Raw genomic sequence first — 14,545 nt, 5'->3', positions numbered from 1 at the left:
AGACGCGCTTGCTTCATTTCTATCAGAACGGAAGTTCGTCCGGCGGATTACCGAACAGATGTGTGTAAGTTGGGTAAAACGAGCAGTACATAATCACTGTCAGTACCAGCGACATCGGCAGCAGTATGAAGATAGACGCTGTTGCCGAATTCAATATCATTCCCAGGATAGAGCTCACGATGACAGGCAAAATCATGCCGATAGTCACCCAGGCCAAACCGTAAATCAAGAAGGCTTTGCCGGCACGACGCACAGCGAAGAAGCTGTAAAAAATCGCCTTGCCGACGCCCATGCCTTGCCACGCGATCAACGGTGCGGCAAACCAGAATGCCATCGCTGCCGGTGTATATACCGCAGCAGCAAACAACATCGCCATCGTCATATTGGAGTCGCGTACAGTCTCCGCATCCAATGTGATTTGACCGGTAATCGCCTGCCAGAACACGCCACCATCTACCAAGCTGGAAGCGCCAACCGCAACGATCGCTGCGACCAGATACAAGGTGCCCAGCTTGATCAAGGTACGTACTGCCGGCGAGCGAAAGCCTACCAATAATAAATTGGGATACACGCGCTTCTCGGTTGTCACATGCACACATGCATGCATGAACGTCATTGAGAACAGCGGAATCAAAATCAGTGGCAGCAATTGACCAATGACAGGGATGATGCCGACCGCCAGCATCAAGAACATATAGCCGAAAAAGAGTGTCGATAATTCAGCCGGTTGCTTGCGGAAGATGGCGAAGCCTTCTTTGACCCAGAGCCAACCGGTTATTGCAGGGAGTTTGTCCATCATCCAGCCGATGTAAAAAGAGGGGGAGTTGCTTGTTCGATACGCAAACGCAGAATACGTTCAAAGTGTACCGGATCGTGTGGCGTCAGCATTTCTGCATCGCGCGGCAAATGGAAGTCGTATAAGCGCGACAACCAGAAGCGCAGGGCACTCGCGCGCAACATGGCTTGCCATGCAAGTTGTTCTGCCGCGGTAAATGGGCGTACATGATGATAAGCATCCAGCATCGCACGTACGCGTGCCTGATCCAGTTCACCGCTTTCCAGATCGATACACCAGTCGTTGACGGTAACAGCGACGTCGAACAGCCATGTGTCGCAACCGGCAAAGTAGAAATCGAAGAAGCCCGTTAAATGGTCGCCGTTGAACATCACATTGTTGCGGAACAGATCGGCGTGGATAGGACCGTTCTGCAATTGGCGATACGTATCCGATGCAGCAAAGTCATTCTGGAAAGTCATTTCCGCTGCCAATAGTTGCTTATTGCTATCGGACAAATATGGCATGACGACCGGTGCAGTTTCATTCCACCAGGTAATTCCACGCAGATTCGGCTGGTGAATAGTGAAATTCTCTGCCGCCACATGCATGCGTGCCAGCATAGCGCCCACTGCTGCGCAATGTACGGCTTGCGGTTCTAATTGAGATTGACCTTCCAGCTTGCTCACGATGGCTGCTGGCTTGCCATGTAATGCATTGATCAGCGCGCCGTCGTGCGTTGCAATCGGCGCAGGCACCAATACGCCACGCTCAGCCAGATGACGCATCAAATTCAAATAGAAAGGCAATTGCTCAAACGTGAGCTTCTCGAATATCGTCAATACGTATTCGCCGAACTCAGTCGTGATGAAGAAGTTGGTGTTTTCTATGCCGGAAGGAATCCCTTTGATCGAGAGCGCTTTGCCCAGATCGAATTGTGTGATCCATTGTGAGAGGTCATCCAGGCTGACCGGAGTAAATACTGCCATGAGGAAATTAGAAAGAAATACGTGTCATCAAAAACAAAAAATAACGCACCGGGGTGCGTTATTGAGCAGGAGCTTTACAACTGAAATCGGTGTCGCTTACTTTGTTGCCGGTGGCAGTGTTTGAACAGGTTCTGGAGCCGGCTGGCTTTTTGGTGGTCCGAACTCGCCGATCTGGAACTGCACAGGACGCGTAGTGTCGCTTTGTCCGTCACCGCGCATGGCGCTGCCAGCCGGATCGTTAGGATGTGCGTAATACGTGGTTCTGCCGGTTTGTACTTTGACTTCAGTTACGCGGCCTTGAGATTTTTTCTCGGTAATTTTTTCTTTGGTATCCGGTTGACGAATTGTCACCGCAGGCGCTTCGCCTTCTTCCAGGCGCTGCATTTGTGGCGGCGGTGGTGCAACGTCATTGGATTGTGCGTTCACAACCATAGGCGTAGCGATAACCGCGGCGGAAATCGTAATAAGTGACCAGAATTTGGATGTGCGCATAGTGTATGAATGAGCCGTCGTTGAAAGGAAATGTAGCAAGATGGTTCATTGTAACAAACAGGCTAAACCCTGCCGAAAATAGTTCATTTTGTTACCAAACGTCCCATAGACACAGTTTTCCCAGGCAAAGCAAGTACTCATGGTGCGGCGCAGGAGGTGAAGCTGAGTGATTCGGCAACGCAAACTCTGCCATAATCGTAGCCATTTTCCATGCTGCATGACGTGCATGGTGCGCTTTACACAAGACTCTGTAGTCGCCGCCCGTTTTTCTTACTGAATCCCTATGAATAAAACCCTGTTGTTAGTTGATGGTTCCAGTTACCTATATCGCGCATTTCATGCGATGCCGGATTTGCGTGGGCCGAATGGCGCGCCGACCGGTGCCATCTACGGCATGATCAATATGCTGCGTCGCCTGCGTAAGGATTATCCGACAGCGGATTACATGGCTTGTGTGTTTGATGCTAAAGGTAAAACTTTCCGCGACGATCTGTATGCCGAATACAAGGCGCAACGCGCCTCCATGCCGGATGATCTGGTCAAGCAGATCGAACCTATCCACGAAGCAGTACGCGCAATGGGTTGGCCCATCCTGATGGTGGAAGGCATAGAAGCGGATGACGTCATTGGTACGCTGGCAGTCGAAGCGGTCAAGCACGGTATGGATGCAGTGGTATCGACCGGTGACAAGGATTTGGCGCAACTGGTCAATGATCACGTCACGCTGATCAATACGATGAGCAATGAAAAGCTGGATCGCGACGGCGTCATCGCCAAATTCGGTGTGCCACCTGAACGCATCATCGATTACCTGACTCTGATCGGCGATACCGTCGATAACGTACCGGGTGTAGACAAAGTCGGTCCCAAAACCGCAGTGAAGTGGTTGACGCAATACGGCACGCTGGACGGTGTCGTTGAACACGCGGCAGAAATCAAAGGCGCAGTTGGCGATAATCTGCGACGCGCACTCGACTGGCTACCGCAAGCCAAGACCTTGATCACCGTTAAAACAGATTGTGATTTGTCTGAACACATGAAGTCGATCACGGAATCGTTGACGCAGCGGCCGGAAGATAAAGATGCCATGGTCGACTTCTTCACGCGCAATGGTTTCAAGACCTGGTTGCGTGAGTTGAGTGACAAACCGGAAGCATCCGATAAAGCTGAAACGTCGGATACCGCGACTGCACCGCAAGGTGCCTTGTTTGCCGATGAAGCGCCAGAAGTGGAAAAACATTACGAAACGATCTTGACCGAAGCAGAGCTGGATCGTTGGTTGAAAAAAATAGATGCAGCCGCGCTGACATCTATCGATACAGAAACCACTTCACTCATTCCGATGCAGGCGCAACTGGTCGGCATCTCCTTGTGTTGCGAGCCCGGTGTCGCGGCTTACATTCCGGTTGCTCATCATTATCAAGATGCGCCGCAGCAGTTGTCGCGTGAGTTGGTACTGACAAAAATGAAGGCATGGCTGGAAGACGACAGCAAGCCAAAAGTCGGACAAAACCTAAAATATGATAGTCATATTTTCGCCAATCAAGGCATCAATTTGCGCGGCATCGTACATGACACCATGCTCGAATCCTATGTGTTTGAATCGCATCGCAGTCACGATATGGATAGCCTGGCTTTGCGTCATTTGAACCGCAAAACCATCAGCTTCCAGGAAGTGTGTGGCAAGGGCGCATCGCAAATTGGTTTCGATGAAGTCGAGATCGCTCGCGCAACAGAGTACGCAGCGGAAGATGCAGACATCACGCTGCAATTGCATCAACGCATGTGGCCGCAGGTGGCGGGCGATAAAGGCCTGACCTTTGTCTATGAAAACATTGAATTGCCAACCGCAGTGGTATTGCAGAAGATAGAACGCAACGGCGTGCTGATCGATCCTGATTTGCTGGCCAAGCAATCGAATGAACTAGGCAAGCGCATGCTGGAGATAGAGCAGAGCGCGTATGAATTGGCGGGTCAACCTTTCAATCTGAATTCGCCGAAACAAATCGGTGAAATTTTCTTTGAAAAATTGAAGCTGCCTGTCGTCAAGAAGACACCATCCGGTTCGCCTTCTACTGATGAAGAAGTGCTGCAAAAACTGGCAGAAGATTATCCGCTACCGAAAGTGTTGCTTGAGTATCGCGGTTTGGCGAAACTGAAATCGACCTACACCGACAAATTGCCGAAGATGATAGATCCGACTACTGGTCGTGTGCATACCAACTATGCGCAAGCGGTGGCGGTGACCGGACGACTCTCATCCAACGATCCAAATCTGCAGAATATTCCTATTCGTAATGCAGAAGGTCGTCGCATACGTGAAGCATTCATTGCGCCACCGGGTAGCGTCATTGTGTCTGCCGATTATTCGCAAATCGAATTGCGCATCATGGCGCATATCTCAGGCGACGAAAACATGTTGCGCGCCTTTGCCGAAGGCGAAGATATTCACCGTGCAACTGCGGCAGAAATTTTTGGTGTTGAGCGCGCAGATGTCGATAGTGAACAGCGTCGCTACGCAAAGGTGATCAACTTCGGTTTGATCTACGGCATGAGCGCATTTGGCTTGGCTGGTAATCTGGGTATCGAGCGTGCTGCTGCGCAAAGCTATATCGAGAAATACTTTTATCGTTTCGCCGGCGTGAAGCGCTACATGGATGAGACGCGACTGGAAGCAAAAGCACGCGGCTATGTGCAAACGGTTTTTGGTCGCCGCTTGTGGCTGCCAGAAATCAATTCACCGAATGGTCCACGTCGCCAAGGTGCAGAACGTGCAGCGATTAACGCACCTATGCAAGGCACCGCGGCTGATTTGATTAAGCTCGCGATGATAGCTGTGCAAGGCTGGCTGGAATCGGAAAAACTGCAATCGAAAATGATCATGCAGGTACACGATGAATTGGTACTGGAAGTGCCGGAAACAGAATTGGCATTGGTACGTGAGAAACTGCCGGAACTGATGCGTAATGTTGCAGAGTTGAAGGTACCTTTGATTGCCGAAGTTGGTGTAGGCAAGAACTGGGATGAAGCGCATTAATTACTAGTGCGCATGCGACACGGATATTGATTTAGCCGTTTGCTGGCTTTGTGCGTGAGTATAGGACAGCGAATATTTTCAATCGAGATGAAGAACTACTCATAGGAGAGTCGCAATGGAGAATTTGAAAGAAGATTTCGATAGTCTGGTCGCAAAAACGTCTATCTCCGATGGCGTTGATAGACGTGGTTTTTTGAAAACAGCATTGGGTACGGGTTTTGCGGCGGCAGTGTTGCCGATTGCCGCGCACAGTGCGGTGACAACGGATAGCAAAGGTCTTACGGTAGGCGAAATCACGGTTAACGTGAATGGTCAGGCGGTGCCGGTTTATCGCGCACAACCAGAAGGCAAAACCAATCTGCCGGTGATCTTGGTCATCTCTGAAATTTTTGGCGTGCATGAATACATCGCTGATGTGGCGCGTCGCTTTGCCAAGCTTGGTTATCTGGCGTTGGCGCCTGAACTGTTCGTGCGTCAAGGCGATCCTGGTTCCTACGGCACGATTGCTGAACTGCAAAAGGAGATCATCTCCAAAGTGCCGGATGCGCAAGTGATGGGCGATCTGGATGCAGTGGTGGCATGGGCCAAGGCCAATGGCGGCAATACGAACAAGCTGGGCATTACCGGTTTCTGCTGGGGTGGTCGTGTGACGTGGTTGTATTCCGCGCACAACCCGAAGGTCAAGGCCGGTGTCGCCTGGTATGGTCGTCTGGTCGGCAGCAACAACGCACTCACGCCGGAGAATCCGGTTGATATCGCCACCAAGTTGAAAACGCCGGTGCTCGGTTTGTACGGTGAGCAGGATGGCGGCATTCCAGTGACGACTTTGGTGCAGATGAAAGATGCGCTGGCCAAAGGCAGCAGTAAATCAGAATTCGTTTTGTTCAAGAATTCCGGCCATGCCTTCCACGCCGATTACCGTTCCAGCTATGTGGAAGCGGATGCGAAAGAAGGCTGGACGCGTTGTGTGGAGTGGTTCAAAACCCACGGCGTTAGCTGATCATTAGTTCTGTTTGATGACGACGCGAGGACATGAATAACGCATGTTCTCGCGTTTTTATTTGCTGAAATAGCCGGGATATGCTTTAATTTGCAACCTTGTTGCATTAAGCCCGGAGCCAAAAATTAATTCCACGCTCGTTTCCATCCTGTTGACTACCGCGATCTCCGGTGTCTTCAGCATTTCCGCTGCGGCCTTATTCTCGTTTTCGCTGTTGTCCAAACTGGTTGATCGCATGGTCAGCCTGTCGGTCGGGATATTGCTTGCGACCTCGCTGCTGCACGCATTGCCGGAAGCGTTTGAGTCGGGTGCCGATACGCATGCCTTGTTTGCATTATTGCTGGCAGGTTTGCTGGGTTTCTTCCTGCTGGAAAAATTCGCCATCCTGCGTCACTCGCATCATCACGAAGATGACGGCCACGGGCATGAGCATGGACATGATGCGAAGGAAGCCGGTGCTGCCGGCTGGATGATTTTGGTGGGCGATAGTCTGCACAATTTCACTGATGGTATTTTGATCGCAGCCGCTTTTCTGGCTGATCCTCATCTTGGTATCTTGACCGGCCTGGCGATCATTGCACATGAAATCCCGCAAGAGATTGGTGACTTTATCGTCTTGCTGAATGCTGGTTTTACCCGTAGACGTGCTTATGCGTACAACATCATTTCCGGTTTGACGGCGGTGGTCGGTGGTCTCGTTGGCTACTTTATGCTGGACCGCTCGCAAGAATGGATTCCATACGTGCTGGTGTTTGCATCATCGGGATTCATTTACATTGCGGTGAGTGATTTAATGCCACAGATGCAACGTCGCGCATCCATGCGCGAGACGATTCCGCAAATCGTGTTGATCGCGCTGGGCGTTTGTATCGTGTTGTTTTTGACAGGACATGCGCACGCGCATTAAGTGTTGCGCGTGCGGTTATTCCAGATATTGAGTTATGCGACTGGTCGTGACGGATCAGCGCACCATTCACTCCACGAGCCTGGATAAAGTGCAGCGCCCGACAAGCCTGCCACTTCCAGAGCCAGCAAATTGTGGCAAGCGGTCACACCTGAGCCGCATTGCATGACAGCCTTGGATGGATCGCTGATGAATGCGTTGAATTCGCTACGCAGTTGCTCAGCAGATTTGAAACGACCGTCAGCCTGCAAGTTCTCTTTAAAGAAACGATTCTTTGCGCCGGGGATATGTCCGCCGACTGGATCTATCGTTTCATTCTCTCCGCGGTAACGATCAGGTGCGCGTGCATCGACGATGGTGCGCTTTTCATCTGATAGATTATTCAGAATATCGCTAACGCTAACGGTCGATGTGAGTGCAGGTTTCTCTGCTATATCGCCGCGTACGTGCAAGGATGCTTCGGTAGAAAGCCACATGCCATTCGCCAGCCATGCCGGCACGCCGCCATCCAGTACGGCGACCGCTTCGTGCCCAACCCAACGCAACATCCACCACAAACGTGCGGCGAACATGCCGCCATGCACATCGTAGACTACGACTTGCGAGGTGTCATTGATGCCCCAGCTTTGCAGTGTAGCGATGAGGCTGGCGCGATCCGGCAACGGATGGCGACCGCGGAAAACATTATCTGCACCTACTTTGTCACCAGCCAGATCGGTATCCAGATGGGCGAATTGCGCATTCGGAATATGTCCTTCCGCATAGGCGATGCGACCTGCCTCCGGATTGGCGAGGTCGTGGCGGCAATCGAGAACTATCCAGTCTGGCTCGAATAAATTCTTGGACAAATCTTCTGCAGAAATCAGTGTGGTGTAAGCCATGTTCTACCTTTTAAATTGCCGTGTGCTTTTGGCGCACGCGCATGATCATTTCAAACGAGCTTTTAAATTTCTGTCGCAATCGGGTCGGCGGAAGTAATGTTTTTGACCGTCGCCGAATTGCGGATATTGTAGAACGTTGCCACGACGCCGCTGGCCAGAATGACGGCGATGCCGAGCCAGCCATAAAGTCCCAGTACATCATTCCAGATGATGATGCCCCACAAGCTTGAAAAGACGATGCCGGTGTATTGCAGATTGGCCGTGACCAGTGTGTTGCCGAGTCGATAGGCGCGTGTCATTGCCATCTGTGCCATAGCCGCGAGTACGCCTATGCTGAGCAGCAGCGTGATGCCATAGGTGGAATGTGTGCGAATAATGCTGACGGGTTCGCCTTGCAAGCCTGGTCCGAACATGCAGCCGAGAAAGCCGGCGAACAAGCCGGTAGCGGAAAAATAAAACACTACGCGTGATTCCGGTTCGCCGAGTTGGCCGAGATGTCTTACCTGCAAATACGCCAATGCCGATAGCGCACCGGAAAATAGTCCAATGACGCCGCCTAGCCATTGATCGTCATGTATCGATGGTCGCAACAGCAAAGTAACGCCGATGAAGCTGGCAAGGATGGCTGTCACCAGACCCCATTCAAAGCGCCGTTTTCCCAAGCGCCAGGCAGCAAAGAACAAGATGCCGGAAATCCAGATCGGTGCCATGTAATTGAGTGTCATCGCGGTTGCCAGAGGTAGCAGGGTGATCGCGTAAAACCATAGCCAGACGGCGACTGTGCCGATGAAGCAGCGCCATAAATGTTGCCAGATGAAAGGCGTCTTCAAGCTACCGTTCTGGCGCAGGATCAAGGCGTAAATGAAGATCACGCCGATCAGGCCGCGATACATCAGGATTTCGGCGACGGTATAGGTTTCTGATGCCAGCTTTACGCACACCCCCATGATGGCAAAGGAGAAGGTGGCGAACAGCATCCAAAGTGATTGCATGAGTATTGAAGAGAGGTGAGGCGGTTGATGCTGCAGGAGTGCAAATATTCGTTGTCGGGATGATGCGTGCGCATCACCCCGACAGATTTACTTCTTAAACGTCTAACTGGCGGCGATACCATTCATGGAAGTGTTGCATGCCATCTTCCATAGGCGATTGATACGGACCTACTTCATTTTCGCCACGGTCGAGCAAAATCTTGCGGCCGGCATCCATGCGCAAGGCGATCTCGTCGTCTTCTTCGCAGGTTTCCATATAGGCTGCGCGTTCGGCTGCAATGAATTCGCGTTCGAACAACACGATTTCTTCCGGGTAGTAAAACTCGACTACGTTGCGTGTTTTTTGCGGACCGTTCGGCCACACAGTCGACACGACCAACACATGCGGATACCACTCGACCATGATGTTTGGATACAGCGTCAGCCAGATCGCGCCGTATGGTGGTGCTTCGCCGTTGCGGAATTGCAGGATCTGTTCTTGCCACTTCTGATACTTTGCCGAGCCGGATTTGGCCAGTGCGTGATGCACGCCTACGGTTTGTACACTGTACTGGTCGCCGAATTCCCATTTCAGATCATCGCAGCTGACAAAGCTGCCAAGACCAGGATGGAAAGGCTCGACGTGGTAATCCTCCAGATAGACTTCAATGAAAGTCTTCCAGTTGTAATCGCACTCGTGTACTTCAACGTGGTCCAGCATATAGCCGCTGAAATCCAGATCCTTGGTGACGCCAAGCTTGCCGAGAATGTTGGCAACATTCATGCCGTTTTGTTCAAACAGCAAGCCGTTCCAGTTTTGCAATGGCGTATTCGACAGGTTCAGGCAAGGCGTCTCGCCGAAATGCGGCGCGCCTATCAATTCACCCTTGAGGTCGTAAGTCCAGCGATGCAGCGGGCAGACGATATTCTTCGCATGGCCGCGACCATTGAACATTTTCGCCTGGCGATGACGGCAGACGTTAGATAGCAATTCGATACCGTGCTGATTACGTACCAACATGCGACCTTCGTTTTCCCACGCGAGCGTGGCAAAGTCGCCGACATTCGGCACCATCAGCTCATGACCCGCATAACGCGGTCCTTCACGGAACAATTGCTGGATTTCTTGCTTCAACAGCGCTTCGTCAAAATAGACGTTGACTGGAAGTTGCGCGTTAGAACGCGCGAGTTTGGCGAGATTAGCCAGATCGGACATCCCCACCCCCAAATTAATTTGCACCAACCTAAGAGGAAAGAATCCGCAAAAACCTTAATCAAACGAGATAAAGAGGCAATTTTGGACAGAACCGAGGATTATACCCCAGAGTCTCGCGCTCCGACGAGCCGCCAAAGCGCCAGTGCACGCCATATTTTGATAATTAATAAAAAGAAAATGTTTCTCGCCAGTGCCGGTATGGCGCTCGAAAAATCGAGATAACGGGCAGCATTTACGCTTTTTTTCGATAAAAAGCGCGTTTTCCGCATTTGAAACCGATGGATATGCTGCGTTTATCAACAGTGCAGGGTGGTTTGCTCTAAAATAACGGGCTAAACCATTTACCAGTTCTTATGTCAAAAAAATCTACCTCTGCCGCCTTGCCTTCGTCGTTTGAAGAAGCGATGGCAGAACTCGAACAGTTGGTCGCACGCATGGAAGCAGGCGAACTGCCGCTGGAAGCATCGGTTGCGGCCTACAAGCGTGGCTCCGAACTGGTGAAGTATTGCGCCGCGCAACTCGAAAAAGTCGACAATCAGGTCAAAGTGCTGGAAGGCGAGATGCTCAAGCCATTCAACGCCGATCGTGCAATCGAGGCGGATGAATGACGACTATGCAATCGTTTGACGGCTGGATGAAAGCAACGCAGGCGGAAATGGAATTGGCACTGGTGCAGCATTTGCCGCCGGTGGCCCTAACGCCTGCGCGCCTGCACGAAGCCATGCATTACGCAGTGCTGGATGGCGGCAAGCGTGTACGGCCCTTGCTGGTCTATGCCGCCGGTGCCTTGTTCGATGCCGACGCCGCGGAACTGGCGCGTGCTGCCGCTGCGGTGGAAATGATCCACGCGTATTCGCTGGTGCATGACGATATGCCGTGTATGGATGACGACGCGCTGCGTCGCGGCAAGCCGACCGTGCATGTGAAGTACGACGAAGCATGTGCCTTGCTGGTTGGCGATGCTTTGCAATCGCAGGCGTTTGACGTGTTGGCCGATGGCGGACTCGATCCGGTGCGGCAATTGGCGATGGTGCGCCTGTTGGCAAAAGCATCCGGTTCGCTCGGCATGTGTGGCGGTCAGGCAATTGATCTGGCAAGTGTGGGTTTGAGTTTGTCGCTGGAAGAATTGGAACAGATGCACCGTTTGAAAACCGGTGCCTTGCTGCGTGTATCGGTATTGCTGGGCGCACTCGCCGGCAAATCTTTATCCGCAGAAGAAACACAGGCGCTTGATAGCTATGCGGCTGCCATCGGCCTTGCATTTCAGGTAGTGGATGATGTGCTGGATGCGACTGCAGATTCGGTCACGCTGGGTAAAACTGCGGGCAAGGATGCTGCTGACAACAAGCCGACGTACGTATCGATATTGGGGCTGGAACAATCGAAGACCCTGGCAGAAAAATTGCGCAACGATGCTCATCGTGCGCTGGAGCAGTTTGGAGAAAAAGCACGACGCTTGCGAGAACTCGCAGATTTGATCGTGCAGCGGAAGGCTTAGTATGAATTTGCTTGAAACTATTAACGACCCTGCCGACATACGGCAATTCTCACGCCCACAGCTCAAGCAGCTGGCGGATGAGTTGCGTGCGTTCGTGCTGGAATCCGTGTCGGCAACTGGTGGCCACTTGTCGTCCAATCTCGGCACGGTGGAACTGACGATTGCCTTGCATAACGTCTTCAATACACCAGAAGATCGCATCATCTGGGATGTGGGTCATCAGACTTATCCGCACAAGATATTGACCGGTCGTCGCGACAAGATGCACAGCCTGCGTCAGATCGATGGTATTTCGGGTTTCCCGCGTCGTGATGAAAGCCCTTACGACACTTTCGGTACTGCGCATTCATCGACTTCCATTTCTGCCGCACTGGGTATGGCACTGGCTGCCAAAACCAAAGGTGAAGATAGACACGCAATCGCTGTGATCGGCGATGGTGCGATGACGGCCGGTATGGCGTTTGAAGCGATGAACAATGCCGGCATCCATGACGATATCAATTTGCTGGTAGTGCTCAACGATAACGATATGTCGATCTCGCCACCGGTTGGCGCATTGAATCGTTACTTGGCACGTCTGATGTCGGGACAGTTTTATGCCGCGGCGAAAAATGTAGGCAAGACTGTTTTGCCTGCGCCTATGCGTGAACTGGCGAAACGCTTTGAAGAACATGCGAAGGGCATGATAGTACCGGCCACGATGTTTGAAGAATTCGGTTTCAACTACATTGGTCCTATCGACGGTCACGATCTGGATTCGCTGATTCCAACGCTGCAGAATCTGAAGAATTTGAAAGGCCCGCAATTCCTGCACGTGGTGACGCGTAAAGGTCAGGGCTATAAACTGGCGGAAGCTGATCCTGTGCTGTATCACGGTCCGAGCAAATTCAATCCAGCCGAAGGCATCAAGCCGAGCACAACAAAGAAAGTCACTTACACCAGCGTGTTTGGTGACTGGTTGTGCGATATGGCTGCCGCTGACAAGCGATTGATAGGCATCACGCCGGCGATGCGTGAAGGTTCGGGCATGGTTGAATTTGAACAGCGCTTCCCGGATCGTTATTACGATGTCGGCATTGCTGAACAGCATGCGGTGACCTTTGCTGCCGGTATGGCGTGCGAAGGCTTGAAGCCGGTTGTCGCGATTTACTCGACCTTTTTGCAACGCGGTTACGATCAATTGATACACGACGTTGCGCTGCAAAATCTGGATGTGACTTTTGCGCTGGATCGTTCCGGCCTGGTCGGTGCCGATGGCGCGACGCATGCCGGCAACTATGACATTGCCTTCCTGCGTTGCATTCCCAACATGGTCATCATGGCGGCATCGGATGAAAACGAATGCCGTCAGATGCTCTCGACCGGTTTCCAGCATCCAGGGCCGGCTGCAGTGCGTTATCCGCGTGGTGGTGGTATCGGCGCCAAGGTCGGCACTGATCTGGCAACGATTCCGCTCGGCACTGGCGAAATCAAACGCGAAGGCAAAGGCATTGCGATCCTGGCATTTGGCACGATGGTCGCACCTAGTGTGCAAGCAGGTGCAGAGCTGGATGCGACGGTTGCCAATATGCGCTTCGTCAAACCGCTGGATGTGGAATTGCTCAAACGTTTGGCAGCGACACACGATGCGCTGGTCACGGTAGAAGAAGGTTCCATCATGGGTGGTGCTGGTGCAGCAGTGGCAGAAGCCATGGCCGCCGCAGGCATCGTCAAACCATTATTGAATCTGGGCTTGCCGGATCAATTTATCGATCACGGTGATGCAGCAAAATTGCTCGCCTTGTGCGGACTGGATGCAACAGGCATCGCCGCCTCTATCCGCAAACGCTTCGGCAAAGACCAGCCACGCCTGGTCGTCAATCAGTAAGCAATGATTTCTGTGCGGTGCCGCAATGGCACCGCCTACTTTAAGGTTTAAGTATGAATACTCGCGATCCTGGCTTGAGCGCCATCCCCGATGTACAAAGCACGCCGGATACCCGTCGTATTGCGATTCAGCGTGTTGGTGTCAAAGGTGTGCGTTATCCGATTACGGTAAAAACACTGTCTGGTGTACAGCCATCGGTAGGCAGCTGGAATATGTATGTGCATCTTGCAGAGGAGCAAAAGGGCACGCACATGTCGCGCTTCATCGCGTTGCTGGAAGAAAATACGCAGCCGTTGGACGTGAACGTATTTGGCGAGATGATGCGCAAGATGCTAGCCTTGCTGGAAGCAGATGCTGGCCGTATCGAAGTGTCGTTCCCATACTTCATCAACAAGACTGCGCCGGTGTCGGGCGTGCAGAGTTTGATGGATTATGAAGTTGGCCTGAATGGTGAATTCAAGGACGGCAAGCTGGAAGTGACCTTGAAAGTCTTGGTGCCGGTAACGAGCTTGTGCCCATGCTCGAAAAAGATTTCTGCATACGGTGCACACAATCAACGTTCACACATCACTGTGCATACCTTGCTGGATGGCGATGTGATCGTGGAAGAATTGATTGCGAATATTGAGGCGCAAGCTTCGTGTGAATTGTATGGTTTGTTGAAGCGTCCAGATGAGAAGTATGTGACGGAGCGTGCGTATGACAATCCGAAGTTCGTCGAAGATCTGGTGCGCGATGTCGCCGTGATGTTAAACAATGAAAAACGCGTACTGGCCTATACGCTGGAAGCGGAGAATTTTGAGTCCATCCATAACCATTCGGCTTATGCACTGATTGAACGCGACAAGCGTTTGAATTAAGCGCTACACGATATAAAAATGCCGTTCAGCTCTTCACTGAACGGCATTTTTTTTG

The 14,545-nt window shown here is 51.9% G+C and carries 13 protein-coding genes; 7 read left to right on the top strand and 6 right to left on the bottom strand.

The genetic code is table 11. The features are described from left to right. Positions 1-22 precede the first annotated feature (22 nt). From AC07N2_RS02210 to AC07N2_RS02200, 3 genes are all read right to left on the bottom strand, one after another. Positions 23-796, bottom strand: a complete 774-nt coding sequence (locus AC07N2_RS02210; protein WP_494778098.1) for a BPSS1780 family membrane protein — start codon at positions 794-796, stop codon at positions 23-25. Further along, a complete protein-coding gene (locus tag AC07N2_RS02205) occupies positions 796-1,764 on the bottom strand; it encodes a homoserine kinase (protein WP_494776809.1) in 969 nt (322 codons plus the stop codon). Before AC07N2_RS02205 ends, AC07N2_RS02210 begins: the two co-directional genes overlap by 1 nt. A 96-nt stretch (positions 1,765-1,860) precedes the next feature. After that, complete coding sequence (locus AC07N2_RS02200) at positions 1,861-2,256, bottom strand: DUF2782 domain-containing protein (protein ID WP_494776808.1); 396 nt, start codon at positions 2,254-2,256, stop codon at positions 1,861-1,863. Positions 2,257-2,539: 283 nt separating this feature from the next. On the opposite strand from AC07N2_RS02200, the gene polA reads away from it, so the two are divergent. The 3 genes from polA (at position 2,540) to AC07N2_RS02185 (ending at position 7,200) form a co-directional block, all read left to right on the top strand. Next, positions 2,540-5,293: a DNA polymerase I gene (polA, locus tag AC07N2_RS02195; RefSeq protein ID WP_494776807.1), complete on the top strand. Its 2,754-nt coding sequence runs from the start codon at positions 2,540-2,542 to the stop codon at positions 5,291-5,293. 115 nt (positions 5,294-5,408) lie between these two features. Continuing rightward, on the top strand, positions 5,409-6,293 hold the full coding sequence (locus tag AC07N2_RS02190) for a dienelactone hydrolase family protein (protein ID WP_494776806.1): 885 nt from the start codon (positions 5,409-5,411) through the stop codon (positions 6,291-6,293). Positions 6,294-6,441: 148 nt separating this feature from the next. Further along, the gene (locus AC07N2_RS02185; protein ID WP_494778097.1) at positions 6,442-7,200 is read left to right on the top strand and encodes a ZIP family metal transporter; all 759 of its coding nucleotides are present in this window, start codon (positions 6,442-6,444) and stop codon (positions 7,198-7,200) included. A 32-nt stretch (positions 7,201-7,232) separates the two neighbouring features. On the opposite strand, the gene AC07N2_RS02180 is transcribed toward AC07N2_RS02185, so the two are convergent. From AC07N2_RS02180 to AC07N2_RS02170, 3 genes are all read right to left on the bottom strand, one after another. Then, positions 7,233-8,078, bottom strand: a complete 846-nt coding sequence (locus AC07N2_RS02180) for a sulfurtransferase (protein ID WP_494776805.1) — start codon at positions 8,076-8,078, stop codon at positions 7,233-7,235. Positions 8,079-8,140: 62 nt separating this feature from the next. Further along, positions 8,141-9,070 (bottom strand): DMT family transporter, encoded by a 930-nt coding sequence (locus AC07N2_RS02175; protein WP_494776804.1) that lies wholly within the window; start codon positions 9,068-9,070, stop codon positions 8,141-8,143. Between the two features lie 94 nt (positions 9,071-9,164). After that, the gene (locus AC07N2_RS02170; RefSeq protein ID WP_076592475.1) at positions 9,165-10,265 is read right to left on the bottom strand and encodes an aromatic ring-hydroxylating oxygenase subunit alpha; all 1,101 of its coding nucleotides are present in this window, start codon (positions 10,263-10,265) and stop codon (positions 9,165-9,167) included. A 353-nt stretch (positions 10,266-10,618) separates the two neighbouring features. Between AC07N2_RS02170 and AC07N2_RS02165 the strand changes: the two genes are divergently transcribed. Genes AC07N2_RS02165 through folE2 form a run of 4 tightly spaced genes read left to right on the top strand, consistent with a single transcriptional unit; the run spans position 10,619 to position 14,490 of the window. Then, positions 10,619-10,873 (top strand): exodeoxyribonuclease VII small subunit, encoded by a 255-nt coding sequence (locus AC07N2_RS02165; RefSeq protein ID WP_494776803.1) that lies wholly within the window; start codon positions 10,619-10,621, stop codon positions 10,871-10,873. A gap of 5 nt (positions 10,874-10,878) precedes the next feature. Then, entirely contained in the window at positions 10,879-11,763 is an 885-nt protein-coding gene (locus tag AC07N2_RS02160) for a polyprenyl synthetase family protein (protein WP_494778096.1), read from the top strand. Between the two features lies 1 nt (position 11,764). Beyond that, positions 11,765-13,630 (top strand): 1-deoxy-D-xylulose-5-phosphate synthase, encoded by a 1,866-nt coding sequence (dxs, locus tag AC07N2_RS02155; protein WP_494776802.1) that lies wholly within the window; start codon positions 11,765-11,767, stop codon positions 13,628-13,630. Between the two features lie 53 nt (positions 13,631-13,683). Further along, entirely contained in the window at positions 13,684-14,490 is an 807-nt protein-coding gene (gene folE2, locus AC07N2_RS02150) for a GTP cyclohydrolase FolE2 (protein WP_494776801.1), read from the top strand. The last annotated feature ends 55 nt before the right edge of the window (positions 14,491-14,545 follow it).

The organism is Herminiimonas sp. GW821-FHT09C12 (assembly GCF_059416385.1).
This window is presented reverse-complemented; position numbering and strand designations above follow the sequence as displayed.